The sequence below is a fragment of the Pseudomonas sp. SB113 genome (genome assembly GCF_040754745.1).
Classification (GTDB): domain Bacteria; phylum Pseudomonadota; class Gammaproteobacteria; order Pseudomonadales; family Pseudomonadaceae; genus Aquipseudomonas; species Aquipseudomonas grimontii.
This window is the reverse complement of record NZ_JBFMHW010000014.1, coordinates 140,653-167,393: the sequence shown is the minus strand read 5'-3', so window position 1 is coordinate 167,393 and position 26,741 is coordinate 140,653. Positions and strand designations below refer to the sequence as shown.

The 26,741-nt window shown below is 63.0% G+C and carries 27 protein-coding genes; 12 read left to right on the top strand and 15 right to left on the bottom strand.

Features of this window, described 5'->3' with window-relative positions; translation table 11 throughout:
* Positions 1–37: 37 nt before the first annotated feature.
* Positions 38–4,297: a DEAD/DEAH box helicase gene (locus tag AB1462_RS19435; protein ID WP_367247648.1), complete on the bottom strand. Its 4,260-nt coding sequence runs from the start codon at positions 4,295–4,297 to the stop codon at positions 38–40.
* A 166-nt stretch (positions 4,298–4,463) separates the two neighbouring features.
* Here AB1462_RS19435 and AB1462_RS19430 point away from each other — a divergent pair, with 166 nt between their 5' ends.
* Entirely contained in the window at positions 4,464–5,348 is an 885-nt protein-coding gene (locus AB1462_RS19430; RefSeq protein ID WP_090401859.1) for a sugar nucleotide-binding protein, read from the top strand.
* A 124-nt stretch (positions 5,349–5,472) separates the two neighbouring features.
* Here AB1462_RS19430 and AB1462_RS19425 read toward each other — a convergent pair whose 3' ends face one another.
* The 5 genes from AB1462_RS19425 to AB1462_RS19405 form a co-directional block, all read right to left on the bottom strand.
* Positions 5,473–6,171 (bottom strand): OmpW family protein, encoded by a 699-nt coding sequence (locus AB1462_RS19425; protein ID WP_367247647.1) that lies wholly within the window; start codon positions 6,169–6,171, stop codon positions 5,473–5,475.
* A 94-nt stretch (positions 6,172–6,265) separates the two neighbouring features.
* The gene (locus AB1462_RS19420) at positions 6,266–6,787 is read right to left on the bottom strand and encodes a DUF3299 domain-containing protein (RefSeq protein ID WP_090401861.1); all 522 of its coding nucleotides are present in this window, start codon (positions 6,785–6,787) and stop codon (positions 6,266–6,268) included.
* A 90-nt stretch (positions 6,788–6,877) separates the two neighbouring features.
* A complete protein-coding gene (locus AB1462_RS19415; RefSeq protein ID WP_367247646.1) occupies positions 6,878–8,143 on the bottom strand; it encodes an ABC transporter permease in 1,266 nt (421 codons plus the stop codon).
* 1 nt (position 8,144) lies between these two features.
* Positions 8,145–8,855 carry an ABC transporter ATP-binding protein gene (locus tag AB1462_RS19410; protein ID WP_315337740.1) on the bottom strand — a complete coding sequence of 237 codons (711 nt, stop codon included), beginning with the start codon at positions 8,853–8,855 and terminating at the stop codon, positions 8,145–8,147.
* Positions 8,856–8,861: 6 nt separating this feature from the next.
* Positions 8,862–9,464 carry a DUF2796 domain-containing protein gene (locus tag AB1462_RS19405; RefSeq protein ID WP_367247645.1) on the bottom strand — a complete coding sequence of 201 codons (603 nt, stop codon included), beginning with the start codon at positions 9,462–9,464 and terminating at the stop codon, positions 8,862–8,864.
* 131 nt (positions 9,465–9,595) lie between these two features.
* Here AB1462_RS19405 and AB1462_RS19400 point away from each other — a divergent pair, with 131 nt between their 5' ends.
* Positions 9,596–9,943: a hypothetical protein gene (locus AB1462_RS19400; protein WP_259194679.1), complete on the top strand. Its 348-nt coding sequence runs from the start codon at positions 9,596–9,598 to the stop codon at positions 9,941–9,943.
* Here AB1462_RS19400 and trxA read toward each other — a convergent pair.
* From trxA to AB1462_RS19385, 3 genes are read right to left on the bottom strand one after another with little or no spacing between them, the layout of a single operon-like run.
* Complete coding sequence (trxA, locus tag AB1462_RS19395; RefSeq protein ID WP_367247644.1) at positions 9,940–10,812, bottom strand: thioredoxin; 873 nt, start codon at positions 10,810–10,812, stop codon at positions 9,940–9,942. The two genes, AB1462_RS19400 and trxA, sit on opposite strands and share 4 nt — an antisense overlap.
* Before the next feature lie 32 nt (positions 10,813–10,844).
* Entirely contained in the window at positions 10,845–11,507 is a 663-nt protein-coding gene (locus AB1462_RS19390; protein ID WP_315337742.1) for a 50S ribosomal protein L11 methyltransferase, read from the bottom strand.
* Positions 11,504–11,959, bottom strand: coding sequence for a YbaY family lipoprotein (locus tag AB1462_RS19385; RefSeq protein ID WP_027605189.1), 456 nt, complete (start codon positions 11,957–11,959; stop codon positions 11,504–11,506). Before AB1462_RS19385 ends, AB1462_RS19390 begins: the two co-directional genes overlap by 4 nt.
* Before the next feature lie 140 nt (positions 11,960–12,099).
* Between AB1462_RS19385 and nrdR the strand changes: the two genes are divergently transcribed.
* The 10 genes from nrdR to AB1462_RS19335 all read left to right on the top strand — a co-directional run bounded on the left by nrdR (position 12,100) and on the right by AB1462_RS19335 (position 19,544).
* Positions 12,100–12,570: a transcriptional regulator NrdR gene (gene nrdR, locus AB1462_RS19380; RefSeq protein ID WP_167361102.1), complete on the top strand. Its 471-nt coding sequence runs from the start codon at positions 12,100–12,102 to the stop codon at positions 12,568–12,570.
* Entirely contained in the window at positions 12,567–13,703 is a 1,137-nt protein-coding gene (gene ribD, locus AB1462_RS19375; RefSeq protein WP_367247643.1) for a bifunctional diaminohydroxyphosphoribosylaminopyrimidine deaminase/5-amino-6-(5-phosphoribosylamino)uracil reductase RibD, read from the top strand. Before nrdR ends, ribD begins: the two co-directional genes overlap by 4 nt.
* 47 nt (positions 13,704–13,750) lie before the next feature.
* Entirely contained in the window at positions 13,751–14,428 is a 678-nt protein-coding gene (locus AB1462_RS19370) for a riboflavin synthase (protein WP_259194676.1), read from the top strand.
* Positions 14,429–14,443: 15 nt separating this feature from the next.
* The gene (gene ribBA / locus AB1462_RS19365; protein ID WP_003176357.1) at positions 14,444–15,535 is read left to right on the top strand and encodes a bifunctional 3,4-dihydroxy-2-butanone-4-phosphate synthase/GTP cyclohydrolase II; all 1,092 of its coding nucleotides are present in this window, start codon (positions 14,444–14,446) and stop codon (positions 15,533–15,535) included.
* 88 nt (positions 15,536–15,623) lie between these two features.
* Complete coding sequence (gene ribE, locus AB1462_RS19360; protein ID WP_003176356.1) at positions 15,624–16,100, top strand: 6,7-dimethyl-8-ribityllumazine synthase; 477 nt, start codon at positions 15,624–15,626, stop codon at positions 16,098–16,100.
* Positions 16,097–16,597, top strand: coding sequence for a transcription antitermination factor NusB (nusB, locus tag AB1462_RS19355; RefSeq protein ID WP_057724858.1), 501 nt, complete (start codon positions 16,097–16,099; stop codon positions 16,595–16,597). The genes ribE and nusB overlap by 4 nt, the downstream gene beginning before the upstream one ends.
* Before the next feature lie 18 nt (positions 16,598–16,615).
* Positions 16,616–17,581 (top strand): thiamine-phosphate kinase, encoded by a 966-nt coding sequence (thiL, locus tag AB1462_RS19350; RefSeq protein WP_259194675.1) that lies wholly within the window; start codon positions 16,616–16,618, stop codon positions 17,579–17,581.
* Between the two features lie 144 nt (positions 17,582–17,725).
* Positions 17,726–18,343 (top strand): GTP cyclohydrolase II, encoded by a 618-nt coding sequence (ribA, locus tag AB1462_RS19345; protein WP_090401872.1) that lies wholly within the window; start codon positions 17,726–17,728, stop codon positions 18,341–18,343.
* The gene (locus tag AB1462_RS19340; RefSeq protein WP_090401873.1) at positions 18,340–18,759 is read left to right on the top strand and encodes a nuclear fragile X mental retardation-interacting protein 1; all 420 of its coding nucleotides are present in this window, start codon (positions 18,340–18,342) and stop codon (positions 18,757–18,759) included. Before ribA ends, AB1462_RS19340 begins: the two co-directional genes overlap by 4 nt.
* Positions 18,756–19,544, top strand: coding sequence for a cobalamin-binding protein (locus AB1462_RS19335; RefSeq protein ID WP_367247640.1), 789 nt, complete (start codon positions 18,756–18,758; stop codon positions 19,542–19,544). Before AB1462_RS19340 ends, AB1462_RS19335 begins: the two co-directional genes overlap by 4 nt.
* An 18-nt stretch (positions 19,545–19,562) precedes the next feature.
* On the opposite strand, the gene AB1462_RS19330 is transcribed toward AB1462_RS19335, so the two are convergent.
* The 6 genes from AB1462_RS19330 to AB1462_RS19305 form a co-directional block, all read right to left on the bottom strand.
* On the bottom strand, positions 19,563–21,452 hold the full coding sequence (locus tag AB1462_RS19330; protein ID WP_367247639.1) for a TonB-dependent receptor: 1,890 nt from the start codon (positions 21,450–21,452) through the stop codon (positions 19,563–19,565).
* A 141-nt stretch (positions 21,453–21,593) separates the two neighbouring features.
* Complete coding sequence (gene dxs / locus AB1462_RS19325) at positions 21,594–23,492, bottom strand: 1-deoxy-D-xylulose-5-phosphate synthase (protein ID WP_090401876.1); 1,899 nt, start codon at positions 23,490–23,492, stop codon at positions 21,594–21,596.
* 110 nt (positions 23,493–23,602) lie between these two features.
* A complete protein-coding gene (gene ispA / locus AB1462_RS19320; protein WP_259194671.1) occupies positions 23,603–24,490 on the bottom strand; it encodes a (2E,6E)-farnesyl diphosphate synthase in 888 nt (295 codons plus the stop codon).
* A complete protein-coding gene (locus AB1462_RS19315; protein WP_003176346.1) occupies positions 24,487–24,729 on the bottom strand; it encodes an exodeoxyribonuclease VII small subunit in 243 nt (80 codons plus the stop codon). The genes ispA and AB1462_RS19315 overlap by 4 nt, the downstream gene beginning before the upstream one ends.
* 74 nt (positions 24,730–24,803) lie before the next feature.
* A complete protein-coding gene (locus AB1462_RS19310) occupies positions 24,804–25,943 on the bottom strand; it encodes a Fic family protein (protein WP_367247636.1) in 1,140 nt (379 codons plus the stop codon).
* Positions 25,944–26,525: 582 nt separating this feature from the next.
* Positions 26,526–26,666, bottom strand: a complete 141-nt coding sequence (locus AB1462_RS19305) for a hypothetical protein (RefSeq protein ID WP_259194669.1) — start codon at positions 26,664–26,666, stop codon at positions 26,526–26,528.
* Positions 26,667–26,741 lie beyond the last annotated feature (75 nt).

The following is a 26,741-nucleotide window of genomic DNA, read 5'->3' as shown; positions in this document are numbered from 1 at the left end:
GCTACGGGGTTTTGCGCGGTGCTGGATAAGACGGTATCTACGGATTTGCGCGGTGCCGGATCAGCTTGTCCCGTATTGACTGCTGATCCACATCCAGCAGTATCTGTTGTTTGCCGGCGATCATCACCGCCGCCGGCAACCCATCCCGATACACAATCCGATTCCCACTCACCGCTGGCACCTTGCTGCCCGGCAACAGTGTGCCCACCAGGTTCAGCGGGTCAGCCCCACACACGGCGATCAAACTCCCGTCATGGGGCCGGCGCCGAACTTCGCGCAGCAGCGGGATCGCCTCCGGCAAGGCGAACTGTTCCCCCGCCAACCCGCTGACAAACCGCCCGCCGCGAATCTCCCCCCGGGCCTCCAGCCGATGGAATGTGCGTAGCAATTCGCGCCAACTCGGCAACCAATCCGCCTCGCGCTCCAGCAAGCGCCAGAACACCACGCCATAACGGCGCAGCAAGGTCATCGCCACATGTTCCAGGGTCTCGGCCGAGTGCGGGCCGGCAGCGGTCGATGGGCGGCGAATCAACGCCCAGCGCCCGGCATCGTCCATGCCGCCGACAAACGCCCCGCGCCCGCGCCGACTGCTGTGTGCCTGGCGTTTGCTGGCCGGCGTAGTCAGTGCGCGCAGCCCGGCAAAGCTGTCGGCATTCACCAGGCCGGCGCCGACCAGTTCCTGCAAGGCGGTTTCGAGTTCGCTGCGCAGCAGATGAGCCTCGTGCACCAGTTCATCGAAAAACAGCGCGCCGTGTTCGCGCAAGGCCAGGTGGACCTTCTGCGCCTTGGGCGACAGTGTCGTGCTGTCGGTGGGTTCGGTCAGCCCGCTCCACAGCGCCACCTGGCTGCGTGGCAGCAGCACCACCGGTGTACTGCGCAGGGCGATGGCGCCCGGCTTGTTGCTCAAGCGCGTCCATACCAGCTTGCCGCTGCGGCATAGTTCATCCAGCCAGAAGGAGGAGTAGTCCTTGATCCGGGCACTGAGCAGGTCACTGTCCCAGGCCGACGTGGCGGCGGCATAGCCTTCGAACTGGCCGACAATCTGCGGCAACATGGCGCTGCCCTGGCCGCGTGTGCTGTCGGACAGGTGTTGCCAATCGAACAGGAATCGCATGAAATCCTGCAGCGCCACGGGTTCGATTTCCCGGCGCAGGCGCTTGACCGTGTAGCGATGAATACGCGCGAGCAAATGCCGTTCGCACCATTGTTCCTCGAGTGCGCCGGGGCTGAAGCGACCGCGCAGCACGTAGCCTTCCTGCTCCAGGCGGGCCAGCGCCTGGCTGACGTCGGCCAGCGGCAAGCCCAGCGGCGCGGCGATCTCGCTCAGGCGCTGCGGGCCGAAGCCACCGAGGCGCGCGCGCAGCACCTCGACGAGTGCGTCGTCAAAGGTCCAGGGCTCATCGAATCCGGGCAGCAACGGCAAGTTGTTGGGGTAGATCGTCTGCAAACACCCCAGGCGTTCCACCGCCACCCACAGGCCGGTGGGCAATTGAAAGGCGCGGCCAGCCTTGGTCAAGGCGTTCAGCCACTCGGCCCATTGCGCCGTGACTTCGTGGCTGGCGATGCATGCCAGGCTCATCAGCGCTTCGTGCATTTCATCCACGCCATGGGGCGCCGGCCAGGCTTCTTCGCGCACGCCGGCGATGGCGTCCGCATCCAGTGCGCCGAGGTCGTCGGTACTCTGCGGGTCGCTCCAACGGCGGTTGAGCACGGCCTGGGTGCGGCGCTCTTCCAGCGGTGCATCGTCGAGAAAGGTATAGGGGCGCGCGCTGAGGATTTCGGCAGCCATGGGCGAGGGCGCCGGCAGGTCGCGGCTGATCAACCGCACTTCGCCGCGCTCCATGCGCCGCAGCAACGCAAGCCAGGCGTCGCTGTCCATGGCTTCGTGCAGGCAGTCGTCGAGGGTTTGTTCCACCAGCGGGTGCTCGGGCACTTCGCGTTCGCCGGCGAGGTTTTCCAGGCAGGCGATCTGGTCGGGGAACACGCTGGCAATCAAGTCTTCGCTCTTCATGCGCTGAATCTGCGGCGCCACTTTGCGCCCAGCGGTAAAGCGCGGCAGCGCCAGGGCCACGCCGGCGTTCCAGCGCCAGCGCACACCGAACAGCGGTGCATCCAGCACCGCCTGGATCAGCAGGTGTTCGGCACTGTTGCTGTTGAGGTAACGCCACACCTCATCCAGCTCAAAACTGTGGCTGGTGGACAGCGACAGCACGATCGCATTTTCACTGGCTGCCGCCTGCAATTCGAAATTGAAGGTGCGGCAAAAGCGCTTACGCAAGGCCAGGCCCCAGGCCCGGTTGACGCGGCTGCCGAACGGCGTGTGGATGATCAGTTGGGTGCCGCCGGACTCGTCGAAAAACCGCTCCATGATCAACGTGTCCTGGGACGGCAACGCGCCGAGGGCCAGTCGCGCGCGGGCCAGGTAATCGAGGATTTGTTCGGCGCTGGCGCGGTTCAGGCCGAGGGTGCCGGTGAGCCAGTCTTGCGCCGGTTGCAGGTCGCCGGGGCTGGCGCTGAGCAGGGTGTCGAGTTGCCCCTGCAAACGCGCGACGGCGGCGGATAACTCATTGCTGCGCCCCGGCGCTTCGCCGAGCCAGAACGGAATGGTCGGCGGCTGGCCGTGGGCGTCTTCGACCCGCACTTTGCCGGCTTCGACCCGCAAGATCCTGTAGGAGGTATTACCGAGCTGGAAGATGTCCCCGGCGATACTTTCCACCGCGAAGTCTTCGTTGACGCTGCCGATGTTCAGGCTTTGGGGTTCGAGCAACACGCTGTAGTCGGCGTTGTCAGGGATGGTGCCGCCGCTGGTCACGGCGGTCAGCTTGGCGCCTCGGCGACCGCGCAGGGTGCGGGTCAGGGCATCGCGGTGCAGGTACGCGCTGCGGATGCCCTGGCGGCCGTTGTAGCCGTCGGCGAGCATTTGCAGCAGCGCCTGGTAGTGGCGTTCATCCAGGGTGGCGTAGGGCGCGGCGCGGTGGATCAGGTCGAGCAGGGCCTGTTCCGGCCACTCCTGGGCGCTGACCTCGGCGATGATCTGCTGGGCCAGCACGTCCAGCGGCGCCACGGGGATCTGCAAGGTGTCCAACTCGCCCCGGCGCACACAGTCGAGCAGGGCGGCGCATTCGATCAGGTCGTCGCGGGTCGTGGCGAACAGGCGCCCCTTGGGCGTGCCGCCGACCTGGTGTCCGGAGCGGCCCACCCGTTGCAGAAAACCGTTGATGGAGCCCGGCGAACCGATCTGGCACACCAGGTCGACATCGCCGATGTCGATCCCCAGCTCCAGGGATGCGGTAGCGATCAGCACTTGCAACTCGCCCGCCTTGAGCCGTTGCTCGGCGTCCAGGCGCATCTCCTTGGCCAGGCTGCCGTGGTGGGCGGCGACGGCGCTCTTGCCCAGGCGCTCGCTCAAGTGCCGGGCCAGGCGTTCGGCCAGGCGCCGGGTGTTGACGAAGACCAGCGTGGTGCGGTGCTCGCGGGCCAGTACCGCGAGGCGGTCGTAGACCAGCTCCCAGACATCGTTGGCCATCACCGCCGACAGCGGCACCGGAGGCACTTCGATATCCAGGTCGCGGGCGCGGGCATGGCCGATGTCGACGATGTCGCACGTCCGGTCGGTGCCCACTAGAAAGCGCGACACGGCTTCGATAGGTTTTTGCGTGGCCGACAAACCGATGCGGGTCAGCGGCTCGGCACACAAGCCTTGCAGGCGCTCCAGGCTCAAGGCCAGGTGGCTGCCGCGTTTGCTGGCGGCGATGGCGTGGATTTCATCGACGATGACCGTGCGCGTGCTGGCCAGCATTTGCCGGCCGGAGTCCGAGCCCAGCAGCACGTAGAGCGATTCCGGCGTGGTCACCAGGATATGCGGCGGGCGCTTGCGCATCAGTGCGCGGTCTTTTGGCGGGGTGTCGCCGGTGCGTACGGCCGTGCGAATCACCAGCGGCGGCAGGCCCAGGCGTTGCAAATGCTCGGTGATCCCGGCCAGCGGGGTTTGCAGGTTGATCTGGATGTCGTTGGACAGCGCCTTGAGCGGCGACACGTACACCACCAGCGTCTCGTCCGGCAGTTGCCCGCCGTTGGCCAGGCCCTGGTGAACCAGGTCATCGAGCACCGCGAGGAACGCCGTCAGCGTCTTGCCGGAGCCGGTGGGCGCCGCGATCAGCGTCGAACGGCGCTGGCGGATCAGCGGCCACGCCTGGGCCTGGGCGCTGGTCACCGAAGGGAAGGTGCGGCGGAACCAGGTGCTGACGGCGGGGTGGAAGCCGTTCAATACCGTGTCGGTTGATTCAGGAAGGTTCATGCCTAAGTTATGCGGCCCACTCCAACAAGTTGCAACCCCGCACTTTATCCGTGACGGTTGCGCTACAAACCCGCAAAATGCAACGATTCTGGAATAAACCTATGGCAGGGCTCACCAGCCTGCCGACAATAACCATCGTTCCAAACAGACCGGGCCTGCTCAATCTATGCGAATGCGCCTTATGTTACTGGGCGGCGGGAATGCCCTCGGGCAGGCGCTGATTCGCCTCGGTGCAGAGGAAGACATTGGTTTTCTCGCACCCAAACCGCCCCAAGACGGCTGGGATGCCGCGAGCCTCACCCAATTGCTCGACGACACCCGTCCCGATGCGTTGATCAACCTCGCCTACTATTTCGACTGGTTCCAGGCCGAAGCCGTCAGCGAAACCCGCCTGGCCGCCCAGGAGTTCGCCATCGAACGCTTGGCCGAACTGTGTCAGCACCACAACATCACCCTGCTGCAACCGTCCAGCTACCGCGTGTTCGATGGCTCCCGCGCCACCGCCTACAGCGAAAAGGACGAGCCGGTGCCCCTGGGCCTGCGTGGCCAGGCGTTGTGGCGTATCGAACAGAGCGTACGCGCGACCTGCCCGCAACATGTGCTGTTGCGTTTTGGCTGGCTGCTGGATGACAGTGTCGACGGCACCCTCGGGCGCTTTCTGGCGCGGGCCGAGAAGCCGGATGAGTTGCTGATGGCGGACGACCGTCGCGGTAACCCGACGCCGGTGGACGATGCCGCGCGGGTGATTATCTCGGTGCTTAAGCAACTCGATTGCGCAGCGCCGCTGTGGGGCACTTACCACTACGCCGGGCATGAGGCGACCACACCGTTGGCGCTGGGCCAGGCGATCCTCACTGAGGCGCGCAATTTCCACCCGCTGGCCATCGAAGCCCCTACCGCCCAGGCTCACGCGGCCCGGCCGGATGCGGCAGACGAACCGCAGCATGCGGTGCTGGCCTGCAAGAAAATCCTGCACACCTTCGGCATCAAGCCTCGGGCGTGGCGGGCGGGGCTACCGGCGTTGCTCGACCGGTTCTACCGCCACGGCTGACACAACACAAAGTAAATGTGGGAGGGGGCTTGCTCCCGATAGCGGTGGATCAGTCAATGAATCTGTTGACTGACACTCTGCTATCGGGAGCAAGCCCCCTCCCACATGGGTTATGCCGTGTTGCTTAGAACTTGTAGCCGATGCCCACCATGTAAACCATTGGGTCCACGTCCACATTGACCTTGGCACGGGTGCCAGGCGCCACGGCGTTGTTTTCCACGGTAACCTTGGTGCTGATGTCGATGTAGCGTGCCTGGGCGTTGATCATCCACTTGTCGTTGATCATGTAGTCCGCACCGATCTGCGCAGCCCAGCCCCAGGAGTTCTCGGCCTTGAAGTTGCTGAAACCGGCTTCGGAGGCGCGGCTGCCGACGTGTTCGTCGTAGATCCAAGTGTAGTTGATACCGGCGCCTACGTAGGGTTGGAACGGGGATTTGTTGTCCAGTGGGTAGTACACGACGCTCAGGGTTGGCGGCAGGTGTTTCAGGGTGCCCAGCTTGCCGTTGGCGGCGCCGAGGGCGGTGCCCTTGATCTTCACGTCGTGCTCGAACGGCGTGGCCGCCAGCAGTTCGATACCGACGTGGTTGGTGAGCATGTAGGCGAAGTTCAAGCCCAGTTGGGTGTCGCTGCTCATGGTCGCCTTGCCGCCCAGGTTGGCACCGGCCAATGGGCCTTGGTCAACCTTGACGGTGCTGCTGTCTGCCTTCGGGTTCACGGTGATTGCGCCGGCGCGAACCAGAATGTCGCCCGCTTCGTGAGCGTGGACGGCAGGGGCGGCGAGGGTGAGCGCGAAGAGCGATGCGCCGAGCAGGGACTTGTTCATAGGAGCTCCAGAGGACGTTTAGAAGTTGTACGTCCAATGGTAAAGATCGTTCCGTTCGGTCTTTTGACTCAGCTCAATGAAAGGGTGATCAGCGTTATTCCGGCAGTTCGTAGATATAAATCTTCTCGGCATCCATCTGGTAACCGGCGTCGGCCAGTTCACTGGTGGACGGTTTGACCTGCATCGCGCCCTCGATCCAGTACGGCTGGTAGAGCTCATCGAGCTTCACGCCGACTTCGCTTTTCACATGCACGATCTGGTTCGAGGGCGGCGGCGGCACATGGATGCACGCGCCGAAATATGGCACCAGCAAAAACTCGGTGGTGCGGCCTTCTTCACTGACTTCCAGCGGCACGATATAGCCCGGAAGGCGAATATGCTGGCCGTCCAGGCTCTGCACCACCGGCGCATTGGGCAGGTCCTGCTTGGCCGCTGGCGCCGCTTCGACGGACAAGGCATCGGCCATGTTCGACAGGTTATGCAGCGGTTTCATGTTGGGGATTTCCGGCGGCGCGTCCGGCGGGATCATCTCCTGCCAGGACAAGTCCTTGGGCTGATCCTCCGCCCAGGCGGGCACAGCCACCAGCAGCAATAACGCAAACAGAGCGCGACGCATGAAGACTCCTCAGTGGGTAGCTGCAAGTTGCAAGCTTCAAGTAAAAGCCGATTCGCTTGAGGCTTGTAGCTTGAAACTTACAGCTGCTGTTCACAGCCTGATGGACAGGCCATCGGCCAGGGATTGTCGGTAGGCGCGCCAGGCGGGCACGCTGCCCATCAATAGCGCTGCGGCCAGGATACCGGCGAGCAAGGTCCATTCATATTCGCTGGGCCACGACATCGGCAGGTCAAGGCCGTAATTGGCCTGTAAATACCCGCGTGACGCGGCGATGCACACGTACAGCAAGCCCACGCCTGCGATCACGCCGGACAGGGCCAGGGCGAAGGCTTCGAAGATCAGCAGCGTCGCAATATGCCACGGCCGCGCGCCCACCGAGCGCAGGATCGCCATTTCGCGGCGGCGTTCGTTGAGGCTGGTGAGGATCGCCGTGAGCATGCCGATCAAGCCGGTCAGCACCACGAACAGTGAGATCACGAACAGGGCTTTTTCAGCGGTGCCCATCATGCTCCATAGCTCTTGCAGCGCCACGCCAGGCAGGATCGCCAGCATCGGCTCACCACGGAATTCGTTGATCTCCCGCTGCAGGGCGAAGGTGGAAATCTTGTTGTTCAGGCCGAGCATAAAGGCCGTGATGGCTTGCGGGGTGAGGTCCATATTGCGCGCCTCGTCGGCACTGATGCGGCCTTTGCCCTGCGCCGGTACGCCGTTGTGCCAGTCGATATGGATCGCCTCCATACCGCCAAGGCTGATATGCAGCGTACGGTCCACCGGCGTGCCGGTGCGCTTGAGAATACCGACCACGGTGAACGGCTTGTCATCGTGCTTGACCAGGCTGACCACCGCCACGCCGTGGGCCAGCACCAGCTTGTCGCCGAGCTTGTAATGCAGTACATCGGCGACTTCGGCGCCGAGCACCACTTCGAACGGGTCGGTGGCGAAGGCACGGCCGCTGGCCAGTTCCAGGTTTTGCTTGCGCCCGTACTGGTAGTGCTCGAAGTACGATTCGTTGGTGCCCATCACCCGGTAACCGCGATGGGAGTCGCCGAGGGAAATCGGGATCGCCCATTTCACCTGGGGGCTGGCGGCGAAGTGCTCGTAGCTGTCCCAACGAATGTTGTTGGTGGCGTTGCCGATGCGGAACACCGAGTACAGCAGCAGGTTGACCGAACCGGAGCGCGCGCCGACGATCAGGTCGGTGCCGCTGATGGTGCTGGCGAAACTGTTGCGCGCCTCAACGCGCACGCGCTCCACCGCCAGCAGCAGGCACACCGACAAGGCGATGGCGAAGGCGGTGAGGATCGCGGTAAAGCGGCGGTTAGCCAGGCTGGCCATGGCTAGACGAAACAGATACATCTCAAACCTCTGCGGGCGTGGCGGCGCGATTGAGTTCGGCCAGCGACAGGTTGCGGTCGAACAGCGGCGCCAGGCTCTGGTCATGGCTGACAAACAACAGGCTGGCGCCGGCGTCGCGGCACTCGGCGAACAGCAGTCGAATGAAGGCTTCGCGGGCGTCGTAGTCCAGGGCCGAAGTGGGCTCGTCGGCGATCACCAACTCCGGCTGGCCGATCAGCGCACGGGCGGCGGCCACTCGTTGCTGTTGGCCGATGGACAACGAGTCGGCTCGGCGCTCCAGCAGGTCTTTGTCCTTCAAACCCAGGTGCGCCAGCAAGGTCGCGGCGGCCTGGTCGACGCTGCCGTGGCGTTGGATCGCCCGTTGCGCGCGCAGCTTGGAGAAGTGGCAGGGCAGCTCGACGTTCTCGCGCACCGACAGGAACGGCAGCAGGTTGAACTGCTGGAAGATATAACCGGTGTGGTCAACGCGAAAGCGGTCCCGCGCACCGGCCGAGAGCTCGGTCAGCTCCTGGCCGAGCAGGCGGATGCTGCCGCGGCTGGGCTTCTGTACGCCGCCGAGCAGGCCGAGCAAAGTGGTTTTGCCACTGCCGCTAGGCCCCTTGAGAAACAGGGTTTCCCCCGCTTCCAGGCGGAACGCGGGGATGTCCAGTAACTGTGGGTGACCGGGCCAGTTGAAGCCCAGGTCAGACAGTTCGATCAATGCGTGGGTCATGGGCACTCAGAACTTCAGGGTGGCTGCTGTGACGGTCGCGTCAACACCTTGCTGGCCGCTCGGGCCGATCAGTTGTACCTGAATTTTCTGGGTGGCGGGGAAGGTCTTGAACACCTGGGTCAGGTCCAGGTTGCTCAGGGCGGTCGGCGTGGCGCAGGTGAATTGGTAGTGGGCGTGGATTTCACTGTGATCGTGATGATGCTCGTGGGCGCCGTCTTTGGCGTCGTCGTCATGATCATCGTCGTCGTGGTCGGCTTCCGGTTTGTCGCCGAACAGCGGGCTGTTGAGTTCCTGGGTGCTGATCACGCAACCGGCGGCCTTGGGCAGGTTGAACAGGGCCAGCGGGTTCTCCAGCTGTTTGCGCGCGGCGGCGACCTTGGCTTTGTCGGCAGCGCTGGTAGCCACATGTTCGAAGCCCACCAGGTTCATCGCCGGGCTGTCCAGTTCAAGCTCCAGGGCCTGGCCGTCGAGTACCGCGTTAAGGCGGCCGACGCCATGTTCGTGGGCGCCGAGGCTGCCGTGTTCGTGGTCGTGGTCATGCTCGTCGGCGGCGTGAGCGATGGCGAGTGGCAACAGGGCAAACGGCAAAGCAAGCAACAGACGGCGCATGGGAGAACTCCAGGAGATGAAAGTTTTGTTATGTGATCTTATAACAATAGTGCCGAGAGTTTGACCGCCCGCTTGGCGTTGCGCAAGCCGCATGGGAGCATGCTCGTCAGAAAAATGCAGGAGTAAGGACGATGTTGCGAATTCGTGGAACCATCGGTGACCTGCCGGTGGACTTGACCCTGGAGCTGGATGACGGCGATTGGGCGCGGCTCGGCGCGCAGTTGCAAGCAACGCCCATGGCAAGCGCGGCCGCCGCGCCCGCAGCGCCGGTCAAGCAGAATGATGATCTGTGGCAGAGCGCCCAGGACCTGTTGCGCAACGCCGGGCAGCTCAGCGGCCTGGAGCTGCTTGATCGACTGGAAGGTTTGGCGGGGGATGCGGCGGCGGGCAAGCGCCTGTTGGTGCGCCTGCGCCACAGCGCCAAGGTGAAAGTGGCCAGCGGCGGGGATACGCCGCTGTACAGTTGGATCGGCGATTAGTACAGCGCGGCGAATAACTTGCGGCGGTACACGGTCACCAGCGGGTGATCATTGCCCAACAGTTCGAACACTTGCAGCAAGGTCTTGTGCGGCAGGCCTTCGCTGTAGCTGCGATTGCGGATAAACAGCTTGAGCAAGCCTTCCAGCGCCGCGTCGTATTGCTGGCGCGCCAGTTGCTGGATCGCCAGTTGATAGGCGGCTTCGTCGTCCTGCGGGTTTTGCGCCAGGCGGGTTTTCAACTCGGCGGCGTCCGGCAGGTCGGCGGCCTGGCGCAGGAAGGTGATTTGTGCCTTGGCGCCGGCGAGGGCGGCTTTGTGGTCATCGCTCTTCACCGCATCGAGCACGGCCTGGGCTTCGCCCAATTCACCGCGTTCGGCCAGGCAGCGGGCGTACAGAATCAACGCGGCGGCGTTGGTGTTGTCTTCGCTCAGCAACGCCACCAGCACGGCCTCGGCATCGCTGATGCGCCCTTCGGCAAACAGCGCCTGGGCCTGCTCCAGCGGGTCAGCCGCCGCCGGCGGTGGCATCTGCACATGCGGCTCGAGCATCGCCCGCACCGCCGACTCCGGCTGCGCCCCGGCAAACCCATCCACCGGCTGGCCATCCTTGAACAGCACCACCGTCGGCAGGCTTTGAATGCCAAACCGCGCGACGATGTCCTGTTCGGCCTCGCAATCGACCTTGGCGAGCAGCAACTCGCCCTGATAACTCTCGGCAATTTGCGCCAGCATCGGCATCAACGCCTTGCACGGCGCGCACCACTCGGCCCAAAAATCCACGAGCACGGGTTTTTCGAAGGAATTCTGGATCACGGCCTGGTCGAAATTGGCGCTGGTGACGTCGAAGATGTACGGCGTGGGCTCACTCATGGGGCGTCTCGAATAAAGCGGGAATGGGGCAACTATAAGGGCTGGCGCCGCGAATGGTACAGGCTCACCTTGCGAAACTCCCAAGGCTCGGCCAAGTCCGGCAATGTCAGCGCATCGAGTATCTCCAGCCGCCGATAAGCCGGGTGCTGGAAGTCCCGCACGCGCGAGTCCGCCACCAGCGCTTCGCGGCCTCGACTGAGGAAGTGGTCGAGCAGCGGCAAGTTGGCGCGGTCGTAGAGCACGTCGGCGACCAGGATCAGGTCGAAGCGGTCGGCTTCGGCGAAAAAGTCCGTCGAGTAACTCAACGTCACACCATTGAGTTGGGCATTCGCCCGGCAGGACGCTAACGCCAGCGGGTCGAGGTCGCAGGCAACCACTTCCAACGCGCCGGCTTTAACCGCCGCAATCCCGGCCACACCGGAACCGGCGCCGAAATCCAGCACGCGCTTGCCTTTAACCCATTGCGGGTTCGCCGCCAGATACCGCGCCAGCGCCAAGCCACTGGCCCAGCAAAAACTCCAGTAGGGCGGTTCATGCAGGATGCGTCGGGTTTCCTCGGGGCTGAAGGCGCGGTCCATGTTGTCCGCATCCAGCAGCCATAATGAAAGCTCGGTGCCCGGCAGTGGGCAGGGCAGCAGTTGGGCGTCGCCGATCAGCGCGCTCAGGGCGCGCTGCAAGTCCAAGGGTGGCGTCATGGTGCCTTGACGAGTTCCAGGGGGCCGGTGGTCTGGGTGATCGCCTGGGTGATGCGTACGGCGGGCAGATGCAGGATCAACTGGCCGGATTGGCTGGCCCGGCCACGCAATTCAACCCGCGCGCCGGCAGGGAACGCCTCGGGGTTGTAGCGCAGGCGGAAGGCCAGGGGCTTGCCGTTGCCGGTCAGTACGCTGCTCGCCAGCAGTTGTTGCGGGCGCGAACGGTCATCGATCACCAGCAGCGCCATCTCGACTTCGGCGCCGGCGGGCACGTTGGTGAGGCTGCCGCTGATTTCGCGTTGATAGGCGGGCAGGGGGCCGAGGTCTTCAATGCCGGGGACTTTTTTCTCTTGTGCGGGCGTCGGTTGAGGTGCGGCCGGCTTGGGGGCTTCGCTGCTGCAGGCGACCAGGACACTGAACACGGTGAGCAAAACAAGTGGTCGTAACTGCATGTACGGCTCCAGAAAAGGACAAAATCCGTGGCTTGAAATATAAGAAACATATAGGCCTGCCTATATACCGTAAAGGCTATGGCTTGTCTTGCCACGGGGATGCGCTACCATGGCCCTCCCTTTTTTTGTTGCCTGCCACCATGCACTGTCCCTTCTGCGGTGCCAACGACACCAAGGTCATTGACTCGCGTCTGGTCGCCGAGGGCGATCAAGTGCGTCGTCGGCGCGAATGCCTGGCCCCTGGCTGCGGTGAACGTTTCACCACCTTCGAAACCGCCGAACTGGTATTGCCACGTCTGATCAAGTCCGACGGCAGCCGCCAGCCTTTCGACGAAGAAAAACTGCGCGCCGGTATGCAGCGCGCGCTGGAAAAACGCCCGGTGAGTGTCGAGCGGCTGGAGGCGGCGCTGGCGCATATCAAGCACAAGCTGCGCGCCACCGGCGAGCGCGAGGTCAAGAGCCTGGTGGTTGGAGAGCTGGTGATGGGCGAGCTGCAAAAGCTCGACGAAGTCGCCTATATCCGTTTCGCTTCGGTGTATCGACGCTTCCAGGACCTCAACGAGTTCCGTGAAGAGATCGACCGCCTGGCCCGTGAGCCGGTCAAAGAATGAACCCACTTTCTGCTGAACAGGCTGTGCTGGACGCCCATTACATGGCCCGCGCCCTCGAACTGGCGCGCAACGGCCTGTACACCACCCACCCCAACCCGCGTGTGGGCTGCGTGATTGTCCGCGATGGGCAGATTGTCGGCGAAGGCTGGCACGTGCGCACGGGTGAGCCCCATGCGGAGGTGCATGCCTTGCGGGCTGCCGGTGACAAGGCGCGAGGCGCCACGGCGTACGTAACCCTCGAGCCCTGCAGCCACTACGGCCATACCCCGCCGTGCGCCGATGCGCTGGTGAGTGCCGGGCTGGCGCGGGTGGTCGCAGCGATGCAGGACCCCAACCCGGAAGTCGCCGGGCGCGGCATGCAGCGCCTGGCCCTGGCCGGGATCGAGGTGCGCAGTGGCGTGCTGGAAGGTGAAGCGCGGGCCCTGAATAAGGGCTTCCTCAAGCGAATGGAACAGGGCCTGCCGTTTGTGCGGGTCAAGCTGGCAATGAGTCTGGACGGCCGCACCGCCATGGCCAGCGGCGAAAGCCAATGGATCACCGGCCCCGCCGCCCGCGCCGCCGTGCAGCGCCTGCGCGCCGAGGCCAGCGTGGTACTGACCGGTGCCGACACGGTATTGGCCGACGGCGCACGCCTGACCGTACGCGCCGCCGAACTCGGCCTGGACGAAGCCACCACGGCCCTGGCCATGTCGCGCCCGCCGCTGCGCGTGCTGATCGATGGCCGTTTGCGCGTGCCGCTCAACGCGCCGTTCTTCAAGGCCGGCCCGGCGTTGGTCATCACTTGCGTCACCGCGGAAAACCAGTTCCCCCGTGGCCCCGAATGCCTGGTGGTGCCGGGCGTGGACGGCCAGGTCGACCTGCGCTCGGCGCTGGTGGCCCTGGCCGCCCGTGGCGTCAACGACGTATTGGTGGAAGCCGGCCCAAGCCTGGCGGGGGCGTTTGCCCAGCAGGGCCTGGTGGACGAATACGTGATTTTCGTCGCCGGCAAGTTCCTCGGCTCCGCTGCCCGGCCTTTACTCGACTGGCCGCTTGAGAAACTGGCAGACGCCCCCCAACTCAAGATCACTGAAATGCGCGCTGTAGGCGACGACTGGCGAGTCACTGCCATCCCTGTGCCAGCAGCGAGCGTATAATTCTGACCGGGCGCTCAAGTGCCCGCCCCGTTTTCCAGGAGAAGGCCATGTTCACCGGCATTATCGAATCCATCGGCAGCATCCGCGCCATGACCCCCAAGGGTGGCGACGTGCGCCTGCTGGTTGAAACCGGCAAGCTCGACCTCGGCGACGTCAAGCTGGGCGACAGCATCGCCGTCAGCGGCGTGTGCCTGACCGTCATCGAGCTGCCGGGCAACGGCTTTGCCGCCGACGTCAGCCGGGAAACCCTGGACTGCACCGCGATGAACGACCTCAAGGCCGGCAGCCCGGTCAACCTGGAAAAAGCCCTGACCCCGACCACCCGCCTGGGCGGTCACCTGGTCAGCGGCCACGTCGACGGCGTCGGCGAAGTGGTGGCCCGCAGCGAAAATGCGCGTGCCGTGGAATTCCGCATCCGCGCGCCCAAGGAGCTGGCCAAGTACATCGCCCACAAAGGCTCGATCACCGTCGATGGCACCAGCCTGACCGTGAACGCCGTGAACGGCGCCGAATTTGAATTGACCATTATTCCCCACACCCTGAGCGAAACCATCATGGCGTCGTACCAGCCTGGTCGCCGGGTGAACCTGGAAGTCGACTTGCTTGCCCGTTACCTGGAGCGCCTGCTGTTGGGCGATAAGGCCGCAGAGTCTGACTCTCTACAAAAGCCTACTGGGAACATCACTGAGAGTTTTTTGGCCGCTAACGGCTACCTGAAATCCTGACCAAGGGGGTGCCCTGTGGCGCTCAATAGCATCGAAGAACTGGTTGAAGACATCCGCCAAGGCAAGATGGTCATCCTGATGGATGACGAAGACCGCGAAAACGAAGGCGACATCATCATGGCCGCCGAGGCCTGCAAGCCTGAGCACATCAACTTCATGGCCAAGCACGCCCGTGGGCTGATCTGCATGCCCATGAGCCGAGAGCGCTGCGAGTTGCTCAAGCTGCCGTTGATGGCGCCGCGCAATGGCTCGGGTTTCGGCACCAAGTTCACCGTATCGATTGAAGCGACCACCGGCGTCACCACCGGCATTTCCGCCGCTGACCGTGCGCGCACCGTGCAAGCCGCTGCCGCCAAGGACGCCAAGGCTGAAGACATCGTCAGCCCAGGCCACATCTTCCCGTTGATGGCTCAACCGGGCGGCACCCTCGCGCGCGCCGGCCACACCGAAGCGGCCTGCGACTTGGCGCGCATGGCTGGTTTCGAGCCGAGCGGCGTGATCTGCGAAGTGATGAACGACGACGGCACCATGGCCCGTCGTGCCGAACTCGAAGCCTTTGCCGCCGAACACAACATCAAGGTCGGCACGATTGCCGACCTGATTCACTACCGGATGATCCACGAACGTACCGTTCAGCGGATTGCCGAGCAGCCGCTGGACAGCGAACTGGGCCAATTCAATTTGGTGACCTACCGTGATTCGGTCGAAGGCGACGTGCACATGGCTCTCACCCTGGGCACCATCTGCGCCGACGAGCCAACCCTGGTGCGCGTACACAACATGGACCCGTTGCGCGACCTGCTGATGGTCAAGCAACCGGGCCGTTGGAGCCTGCGTGCCGCGATGGCTGCGGTGTCCGAGGCAGGCAGCGGTGTGGTGCTGCTGCTGGGTAACCCGGTGGATGGCGACGTGTTGCTCGCGCATATTCGCGAAACCGCCGAGCAGACCCAGGTGAAAACGCCGACCACCTACAGCATCGTCGGTGCCGGTTCGCAGATCCTGCGTGACCTCGGTGTGCGCAAAATGCGCCTGATGAGCGCACCGATGAAATTTAATGCGATATCCGGATTCGATCTGGAAGTTGTAGAATACGTGCCCTCCGAATAAAGGCCGGCGCTTTTTGCCCCTTGTTCGCGGTTAAATCATCACTGAGGGACGCACTTTTCGCGTCCCGGCTCTTTAAGAGATTTGTCGAATGACCCTGAAGACCATCGAAGGTACCTTCATCGCCCCCAAAGGCCGCTATGCCCTGGTGGTTGGCCGCTTCAACAGCTTCGTGGTTGAAAGCCTGGTAAGCGGTGCCGTGGATGCCCTGGTTCGCCACGGTGTGAGCGAGAGCGACATCACTATCATCCGCGCCCCTGGCGCCTTCGAAATTCCACTGGTTGCGCAAAAAGTTGCTCAACAGGGTGAATACGCGGCGATCATCGCCCTGGGCGCGGTCATTCGTGGCGGTACTCCGCACTTCGAATACGTGGCCGGCGAATGCACCAAGGGCCTGGCCCAGGTGTCCATGGAGTTCGGCGTGCCAGTCGCTTTCGGCGTACTGACCGTGGATTCCATCGAGCAAGCCATCGAGCGTTCCGGCACCAAGGCCGGCAACAAAGGCGCTGAAGCTGCCCTGTCCGCGCTGGAAATGGTCAGCCTGCTGTCGCAGTTGGAGGCCAAGTGATTTCCGACGAAAGCGATCGTTTCAACCCGCGCGACGAGCGTCCAGCAGACGCCGGCAAGCCCTCGAAAAGCGAAAAGCGCCGTGCGGCCCGTCAGCTCGCGACCCAGGCGCTGTACCAGCGTCATATGGCCGGCACTTCGCTGAACGAGATCGAAGCGCAATTTCGCGTCGATAACGACTTCACGTTTGCCGACCAGAGTTACTTTCACGACATTCTGCACGGCGTTCCGGCCAACCTGGACGAGATCGACGCTGCATTGACGCCGTGCCTGGACCTGACCCTCGAAGAGCTGGACCCGGTTGAACTGGCCGTACTGCGCCTGTCCACCTGGGAGCTGCTCAAGCGCGTCGACGTGCCGTACCGCGTGGTGATCAACGAAGGTATCGAACTGGCGAAAGTCTACGGTTCGACCGACGGTCACAAGTTCGTCAACGGCGTGCTCGACAAGCTGGCCCCGCGCCTGCGTGAAGCCGAAGTGAAGGCGTACAAGCGCTAACCTGCGCTTGAGTCCTGAATGGGCGAGTTTGAGCTGATCCACACGTACTTCGCCGCCGCGCCGTGTGCGCAGGGTGGCGAGGGCATCGCCCTGGGGATCGGCGACGACTGCGCCTTGCTGGCGCTCCCCGCCGGGGAGCAACTGGCAATTTCCACCGATACCTTAGTGGCCGGCGTGCACTTTGCCGACCCCTGTGACCCGTTCCTGCTCGGCCAGCGCTCGCTGGCCGTGGCGGTCAGCGACCTGGCCGCCATGGGCGCCCATCCCCTCGCGTTTACCCTTGCCCTGACCACGCCGACCGTCGATGCCGATTGGCTGCAACGCTATGCCCAGGGTTTGAACGCCATGGCGCAAAGTTGCGGCGTGGGCCTGGTGGGCGGCGATACCACGCGCGGCCCGCTGAGCTTGACCCTGACCGTGTTTGGTCGTGTACCCGCCGGGCAAGCGTTGACGCGCCGCGGCGCACAGCCGGGCGACCTGTTGTGCGTGGGTGGCGAGCTGGGCAATGCCGCCGGTGCCTTGCCGCTGGTATTGGGGCAGCGCAGCGCCGACGCAGCGATTGCCGACCCGTTGCTGGCCCATTACTGGTCGCCGCAACCGCAGTTGGCCTTGGGGTTGGCTCTACGGGGCAAGGCTACGTCGGCGATGGATATTTCTGACGGACTTTTGGCCGATTGCGGGCATATCGCCAAGGCCTCGGCTGTCAGCCTGTTGATCGAGCGCCAGCAGCTGCCGCTATCCAACGCCTTGCTCGCGTTTGTCGGGGATGACGAGGCGCGGGTGGCCGCATTGAGCGGCGGCGATGACTACGTGCTGGTGTTCACCCTGCCGCCCCTGAAACTTGCGCCATTGCTGGCTGGCGGCTGGCCGATCCACGTGATCGGCCGGGTCGAGGCGGGGCAGGGTGTCACGTTGCTTGACGCCAACGGGCAGGACATCACCCCGGCCGTGCGTGGCTATCAGCACTTTCGCGAGACGCCTTGAATAGTCTGCCGCGCTCCTACATAGAATCAACACAAAGGCCAATCAAACCGATTGATCTTTATCAGCGATAATTCAGCTTAAGCGTCTGTAGGAAGCTGCTGTTACAATGCCCGCCTCTGTGAAATCTGAAATCAGGAGCACACGGTGCCCGTCGTTTTCGTCGCTGCTTCCAAGCTGCCTACCCCTTTTGCCACATTCACCATGAGCGGCTTTCTCGAAGAAGCCACCGGGCGTGAGCACGTTGTGCTCAGCCTCGGCGACATCGCCGATGGCGCACCGGTTCTCGGTCGCGTGCACTCCGAGTGCCTGACCGGCGATGCGCTGTTCAGCCAGCGCTGTGACTGCGGCTCGCAACTTGAAGCCGCGATGCGCGCCATCGCCCGTGAAGGCCGTGGTGTGCTGTTGTACTTGCGTCAGGAAGGCCGTGGCATTGGCCTGCTGAACAAGATCCGCGCCTACGAGCTGCAAGACGGCGGTGCCGATACCGTCGAGGCCAACGAGCGCCTGGGCTTCGCCGCCGACCAGCGTGACTACGCGATCTGCCTGCCGATGCTGGAGCACCTGGGCGTGAAATCCCTGCGCCTGATGACCAATAACCCGCGCAAGGTCAAAGCCTTGACCGAGATGGGCATCACCGTGGCTGAGCGCGTACCGCTGCATACCGGGCACAACCCGCACAACAAACTCTACCTGGCGACCAAGGCCAGCAAGCTCGACCACATGATGGGCAACGAGCATCAGGGCGAGGTCGACCCCGCGTGACCCGTGGCCAGGTGAAACGGCGACTGTCCTTCAACTGGTGGCAGTACCTGGCCCTGGCGCTGCTCCCGCTGTTCGTGATTAACCTGGTGTTCGGCCAGGCCGAGCCCTTGCTGCCGGTGCTGGCCATGCCGTTCTTTATCGCGGGCGTGGCATCGATGTTCCTCAGCCTGCGCTACTTCCACGGCTATAAACACGCCCTGATCGCCACCTCCAAAGCCCTTGATACCGCTGAAGAACCGGCTGCCTGGATTACCCTGGCGGCCCGACGACGTACGGCCTTGATGGTGGCTGCCGTGCCGGCGTGGGTGGGCGCACTGGCGGTGTTCGTCGGCCTGGAGGCGGTGCCGCTTTTCCTGTTGGCGCTGTCGACGATGGTGTTGTTTTACCTCTACCGCATCCCGCGTCAGCTGGGATGACGGGCCGCTGGCTGGCGCTTCTGTTGCTGGCGTTCGGTGCCCCGGCGCTGGCGGTCGAACGGGTCGTGAGCCTGGCGCCATCGCTGTCGGAAATCGTGGTTGAACTCGGGGCTACTGACCTGCTGGCAGGCGTGCTGGATGGCGGCGAACGCCCGGCGGCGCTGGCGAACGTGCCGTCGGTTGGGCGTTACGGACAGCTGGACATGGAGCGCCTGCTGAGCCTCAAGCCCGACCTGATCCTGCTCTGGCCCGGCAGCGTCGGCCCGGCCCAGCGCGAGCAGCTGCGGCACTTGAATATCCCGGTGTACGTCGCCGAACCCCATAGCCTTGAACAATTGACCACCCAGGTCCAGGCCATCGCCGAGCAACTGGGCCGTGCCGATGCCGGCCGGCAATTGGCCGCGCAACTGCGCCTGCGCCTGGCGCAGTTACGTCAGCGTTATCAACGTGCCGAACCGTTGCGGGTGTTCTATGAGGTGTGGAACCAGCCGCTGTACACCGTGGGCGGCGGCCAGATCATCAGCGACGCGCTGAGCGTGTGCGGTGCGCGCAACGTGTTTGACGACCTGAAGCTACCCGCGCCGCAGGTCAGCATTGAGTCGGTATTGCAACGTAATCCCGAGATGATTCTGGTGGGCGATCAGGCGCAGAAGGAGGCCTGGAAGGCCTGGCCAACCATGGCGGCACGGGTGCGACTGGTTCCAGACAAAGGTCTGGAACGGCCCAGCGGGCAGATGCTGGAAGCGCTGGCGCGGCTGTGTCAGGTGATTGCTCCGAGCCGTTGAGACCAGCCCAGGCGACAATCAGATTTCAGGTGTCCACGTTACGCCAAACATCCACACCCGGCCTTCTTCACGGTAATCGTGATTGTTGACGAATGCCGGATCGTCGTAGCTGTAGCGCGCCCGCGCATAGGACTTGTCCAGCAGGTTATCGACCTTCAGCGACAACGCCACTTCCCGCGTCACCGCCCAACTGCCACGCAGCCCGAGCAACCCATAGCCGCCCAGGCGGTGGGTGTTGTCCTCATCGTCATAGCTACCGCTGATTGCCTGCCAACTGGCGCCCACGCCCACCTGATCGAATTGCCGGTCCAGGTCCAGGCTCAACGTACGCCGTGCACGGCGGGCCAGGGTGTGGCCACTGTCGCGGTCGCGCGGGTCGATGAGCGACAGCCCGAGGTTACCTTGCCAGCCGAACAGGTCCTGCTTGAGCGCCGCCTCAAAACCGTTGATGCGGGCCGACGCCACATTCTGCGGCTTGCCGGTTTGGTCGAGAATGATCGCATCGCTCAAGTCGGTGCGGTACAGCGAGGCCTCCAGGCGCGTGCTGTCACTCAACTGGCTGCGCCACTGCAGTTCGTAGCTCTTTGATGTTTCAGGCTGCAGATTGGGGTTGCTGTACTTCGTGTCCGGGTAATAGAGGTCGTTGAAGGTCGGTGCGCGGAAACCTTCGCTGTAGCTCAGCAACACGTCATTGTCGGGGTTGACCGGCAACGTCAGGGTGCCGCTCCAGCTGTTCTGCCCGCCGAACTGCTGGTTCTGGTCGTGACGCAGGCCCAGTTCGGTGGAAAACCACTCGCTGTGAAAGCGATGCTGCACAAAGGCGGCACGGTTCCAGCGGCTGTTTTCGGTAAAGGTGGTGGAGCCGTGGAAGCGGTCTTCGTACCAGTCGCCACCGAGGATCAGGCTGTTCTGGTCGTCCAGGCTCAGGTCGTTCTGCCAGTTGACCGAGTCGCGGTAGGTGTTGAATACGCTGAAATCCTCGCTGAGGGTGTCGCGCTTGGTGTCGAGGTTCTCGCTGTGGCCCAGCTCCAGGCGCGATTGCCAGTGCTCGTTGAGCGTGGCGTCGACATAGCCACTGGCGCTGCTCACGGCGTAATCGGTGTAGGGTTTCTGGCCGACGGTTTGCCCGGTGGCGGTGTCGTAGCGGCCGAAGCTGTTGTCGTACTCCGACTTGCCGCGGTTATCCAACAGATTGAAGCCCACCTCCAGTTCATCGCTGAAGGAATGGCTGAGGTTCAGGCTCACGGACTGGTTGCGATAAGCATCATGGTCGCCGTCGCTGGGGAACGACTGGTGGGTTGAGTTGATGCCGGCAGTGTCATCCAGGCTCGCCCCCAGGTTGAAGCGTGTCTGTTCATCCCCACCCGAAAGGCCGAGGCTGCGCTGCCAGGTGTTGTGGCTGCCGAACCCCAGTTTTACCCGCGGTTGCACGCCATGCTCGGCATTGCGCCGGGTGAACACCTGGATCACCCCGCCAATCGCGTCGCTGCCGTAGATCACCGAGCGCGAGCCGCGCAGCACTTCCACACGCTCAATCTGGTCGACGTTCAGGTATTGCAGGCCGCTGTCGCCGGAGGTGGTGTTGGCGATGCGTTGGCCGTCGACCAGCACCAGGCTTTGCGCGGACTTGGTACCCCGCAGGTAGATACCCGGCAAGCTGCCACGACCACCGGAAGGTGCGACTTGTACGCCAGGCACACGGCTGAGCAGGTCGGTGAGGCTGGTGGGTTGCAGGCGGTCGATGTCGTCGCGGGTAAACACGGAGTTGGCGGCACTGCTGTCGTTGCGTGCCTGGACCTGGCGGTTGGCGCTGATGACGACGTCGGGGAGTTTCAGGGCGTTGTCGCGGGTGTCGGCGAGCAATTCAGGGGAGGGCAGAAGCAGCAGGGCAAGGTACAGGTGTTTCATGGGCTGTCCATAGCGTTTGAGGATGGCACAAATCAAATGTGGGAGGGGGCTTGCCCCCGATGGCGCCTTGTCAGTCAGCATAGTTGTTGACTGAACTGCCGCTATCGGGGGCAAGCCCCCTCCCACATGTTGAGCCGGTTTCTACAGGCCCAGCAACGCCATGCGCTCGCGCACCGAAGCCTCGATTCCTGCTTCATCCAACCCGCACTCAGCCAGCATCTGCGCCGGCTTGGCGTGTTCGACGTACGCATCCGGCAAGCCCAGGTGCAGCACCGACTTGAGGATGTTTTCCCGCGCCAGGAACTCACTGACTGCCGCACCGGCACCGCCCATGATGGCGTTCTCCTCGACGGTCACCAGCAGCTCATGGCTGCCGGCGATTTCGCGCACCAGGGCTTCATCCAGCGGCTTGACGAAGCGCATGTCGACCACGGTGGCGTCGATCTTCTCGGCCACCTTGAGCGCTTCGGCCAATTGCACGCCAAACACCAGGAATGCAGCCTTGCTGCCCTGGCGACGCACAATGCCCTTGCCGATTTCGATAGGCTCCAGGTCCTTCTCGATCAACGCGTTCGGGCCGTTGCCCCGCGGGTAACGCACGGCGGCCGGGCCGTTATACAGGTGGCCGGTGCTGAGCATCTTGCGCAGTTCGTTTTCGTCGCTCGGCGTCATCACCAGCATGCCGGGGATGCAACGCAAGTAGGACAAGTCGAAGCTGCCCGCGTGAGTCGGTCCGTCTTCGCCGACTAAACCTGCACGGTCGATGGCAAACAGCACGTCGAGGTTCTGCACCGCGACGTCATGCACCAACTGGTCATAACCGCGCTGCAGGAACGTGGAGTAGATCGCCACGACCGGCTTGGCGCCTTCGCAGGCCATGCCGGCCGCGAACGTGACAGCGTGCTGCTCGGCAATTGCCACGTCGAAATAGCGCAGCGGGAAGCGCTCGCTGAACGCCACCAGGTCGGAGCCTTCCTTCATCGCCGGGGTAATGCCCACCAGGCGCGGGTCGACGGCGGCCATGTCGCACAGCCATTCGCCGAACACGCCGGAGTACTTCGGCCCGCTGGCTTTTTTCGGCGCAGCGGCGGGGGCGTCCACAGGTTCGAGCTTGGTGATCGCGTGGTAGCCGATCGGGTCGACTTCCGCCGGCGCGAAGCCTTTGCCTTTCTTGGTGACGATATGCAGGAACTGCGGGCCCTTGAGGTCACGCATATTGCGCAGCGTGGCAATCAGGGTCGGCAGGTCGTGGCCGTCGATCGGGCCGATGTAGTTCCAGCCCAATTCTTCGAACAGGGTGCCGGGGACCAGCATGCCCTTGGCATATTCTTCGGTGCGCCGGGCGATTTCCCACGCGCCAGGCAGGCGCGAGAGCACCTTCTTGCTGCCTTCGCGCATGCTGGCGTAGGTGCGGCTGGAGAGAATCTTGGCCAGGTAATTGGACAGGCCACCGACATTGCGCGAGATCGACATGTCGTTGTCGTTGAGGATCACCAGCATGTTGGCGTTCACTTCCGGCGCATGGTTCAGCGCTTCGAAGGCCATGCCGGCAGTCAGCGCGCCATCACCGATCACGGCGATTGCCTTGCGGTCGCTGCCTTGCAGGCGGGCGGCAATTGCCATGCCCAGCGCTGCGCTGATCGAGGTGCTGGAGTGGCCGACGCCAAAGGTGTCGTACTCGCTTTCGGCGCGGCGCGGGAAGGCGGCAACGCCGTCCTTCTGGCGCAGAGTCGCCATGCGCTCGCGGCGGCCCGTGAGGATCTTGTGCGGATACGCCTGATGGCCGACGTCCCACACCAGCCGGTCATCCGGGGTGTCGAACACGTAGTGCAACGCGATGGTCAGCTCGATGACGCCCAAGCCAGCACCGAAATGCCCACCGGTCTGGCCGACCGTGTAGAGCAATTCCAGGCGCAACTCATCGGCCAGGGTTTCCAGCTCGGCTTCACCCAGACGACGCAGGCCGTCCGGCGTGGCAGCGCGGTCGAGCAGGGGCGTGGACGGGCGCTTGCGGGGAATCTCTTGAAACGTCGTGGGCATCAGGCGAATCGTTATAGGTATAGAAGAGGCGGCAGTTTACCTCAAGCATCGCAAACTGCCCACGCAGAGCGCCGAACTTGGCCGATATGCGGCTGCAATGGCCGCCGTAATCAGTGGCGGCGTTCGACTATATACCGCGCCAGGTCGCGCAGCGGCCCGGCCGCCGCGTCGAAAGGTCGCAGGGCGTCCAGCGCTTGATCGCGTAGTTCCAAGGCGTAGGCCTTGGCCGCTTCCAGCCCGAGCAGCGCAGGATAAGTCGGTTTGTCCCGTGCGATATCGGCGCCTTGGCGTTTGCCCAGGGTCGCGGTATCGCTTTCCACGTCGAGAATGTCGTCCTGCACCTGGAACGCCAGGCCAATGGCCCGGGAATAGGTCAGCAGGGCCGCCAATTGCGCGGTTTCGGCACGCCCGCTGGCCAGGGCGCCCAAGTGAACGGCGGCTTCGATCAGCGCGCCGGTCTTGTGGCGGTGCATGTGCTCAAGGGCTTTTTGATCCAGCTTGACGCTGACCGAACCCATGTCGATCGCCTGCCCGCCGACCATGCCCGCAGGGCCGGCAGCCAGGGCCAGTGCGGTGACCATGCGCAAGCGGATCTCGGCGTTGACGCTGCTCAATCGTGGGTCCAGCAACACGCTGAACGCCAGGCTCTGCAAGCCATCACCGGCGAGGATCGCATAGGCTTCATCAAAGGCTTTATGGGTGGTGGGCTGGCCGCGACGCAGATCGTCGTCGTCCATCGCCGGCAAATCGTCATGTACCAGGGAATAGGCGTGAATCAACTCGACCGCACAGGCTGCACCGTTGGCCTGCTCGGCCGGCGCGCCCAGCGCTTCACAGGCCGCATACGCCAGCAACGGGCGCACACGCTTGCCGCCATTCATCACGCTGTAGCGCATGGCTTCATAGAGGCGCTTCATTTCCGGGCTTGGCGCAACAAACAAGGGCTCCAGCGCCGCATTCACCCGGGCTTGGCTACTGGCCTGATACGCGTCGATCATTCGGGCTGTTCCGCATCGAAAGGTTCTTCGGCCAACTCCCCGTCACGCTCCAGCAACACCTGGACCTTCTGCTCCGCCTGCGCCAACGCGCTCTGGCAGTCACGGGTCAGGCCGATGCCTTGCTCGAACGCCGTCAGCGAGTCCTCCAGCGACAACTCGCCGTTCTCCAGACGCTCGACCAATGTTTGCAGGTCGGCGAGGGATTGTTCGAAATCGAGTGCAACTTTTTTGCGGGCCATGGCGGCTATTCCGGTAGACGGTAAACCGGCGCGACACTAGCAGACATGGGGATTCTGGGCAAATGAGTGGGGTGTCACTCGCCCCCTGTATTGACCTGATAACGCGTGCTGCGGCCGCCTCCGGGGAGACGGACCAGGCAGTTTTTTTCCAGCAGGTCCGCCAGGTGTCGCGTCGCTGTCGCCTTGGAGACCTTTGCCACCGCCTGGTACTGCGCCGCGCTGATGCCGTGTTCGAAGCCCTTCTCACCACCGTCGAGCAGGCGATTGAGGACCTTGATCTGTTCAGCAGACAAAGGGAGGTCGCGGTGTTGCTGCCAGAACCGACTCTTTCCCAGCACTCGGTCAATCCGCGCCATGGCCTGCTGCACGCTGCGTAACAGGGTTTTAAGGAACCACTCCAGCCAGTCAGTGATATCCAGTGAGGCCTTCTGGCTGGATTCCAGTGCGTTGTAGTAGCCGGTGCGGTCTTCGAGGATGCTGGCTGACATGGCATAGAAACGGATGGCCTGGTGTTCACCCTGGGCCAGTGCCAAATCGGTGATAGCGCGTGTCAGGCGACCATTGCCGTCATCGAAGGGATGCAGCGTGACAAACCAGAAGTGCGCGACGCCGGCGCGTACCAGCGGGTCCAGTTCTGGCTCATCGCGGCTGGTTTCGAACCACTCCAGAAAATCCGCGAGTGCCTGCTCCAGTCCCAGGCGTGGCGGGGCCTCGAAATGCACGGTCGGCCGATCAAGCCGGCCCGACACCACCTGCATCGGCTCATCTCCCCTCAGTGACCCGATATTGAGTGCTCTGGCGGCATAGCCCGCTTCCGGGGCCGGGAACAATAAGTGATGCCAGTTCAATAAACGGGCGAGGGTAAAAGGTTGGGTAAGTTGTTGAGTGGCATCCATCATCAACTCCGCGAGGCCTTCGCTGCGCCGGCTTACCTGACCGTCTGCCATCGCTTCCAGGCCCATCCGCCTTGCCAGGGACGAGCGCACCGAGCCGACATTCAACTGCTCACCCTCAATCGCCGAAGACGTCAGGATATTTTGCAGCAGCGCGTCCAGTTCATTCTGTGCGCTGACTGCCTGGCTGACGGAGCCGAGCATGCCCAACAGCTTGCCTTGGGCTTGTCCGCATTCGCGCAGCAAAGCCGCGAGGCGACCGGGTTGCCAGTGGAAGTGAGGCCAGTCGGCGTGTTGCCAGATCCAGTGCGGATGAGCCATGGTGGAATGCCTGGGGTGCGTGAGCCGAATAAAGAGGTTATTCGGCTCATTTGGTGAGCCGATTGTGCTGTGGATTCGGCTCAGGGTCTAGTCTAGTGATCGGTGTTTTCTGTAGTTTTTGTGATGTGAAATTTTGACTTATGCCTCTTGGATCATATATCGATCAGCAACCACTGGAAGATTACCTACCTGGCATCGCTCACCATAAAGCAGTAGCTTTCTCGTCCAACTAGGTTGATATTTTGTACATATAGAGTGTTTTAGAATCGGCAGCGCCATTCAATACATGGGTCTTTGTAGTGTAGGGGGGTTCAATAGTGTGAAGTCGATATCGCCCTCAAATGAAATGCAAGCAATCCAATCTGGATTTCTCTGAAGAATATATGTGTGTCGTGGTATTTTGGAGAAGACTCTGAGTGCTTCTTCTGGTTGTTGGATATTTATGCAATACGCTTCGTCACAAACCGAATCACCCACAATAATTATCTTATTGTCGGCGATTTTTATGATTTTCCTGACCAGTCGTGAGGTTGCCAAGTTCGGGAGGTTGTCCGCAAACTTAATGCTTTTGTGCAGTTTGTTTCAGGCAATTTTGCTTCCTGAAAAAGGTATGTTTTCATTAGGTTCTCTAACAATGGAAGCGTGGTCATTTGTGGGTGGAATATCAAAGGCAATATTCTGGGATTTCAGCTCCGTAATTAGCTCGTCATCAAAATAGCTCATTTTTTTGCGAACCTTCCAAGCAGGTCGTAACGGTAAGTAGCGGTTTGCTCATTAGGAGTATTGATCAGTGTTTCA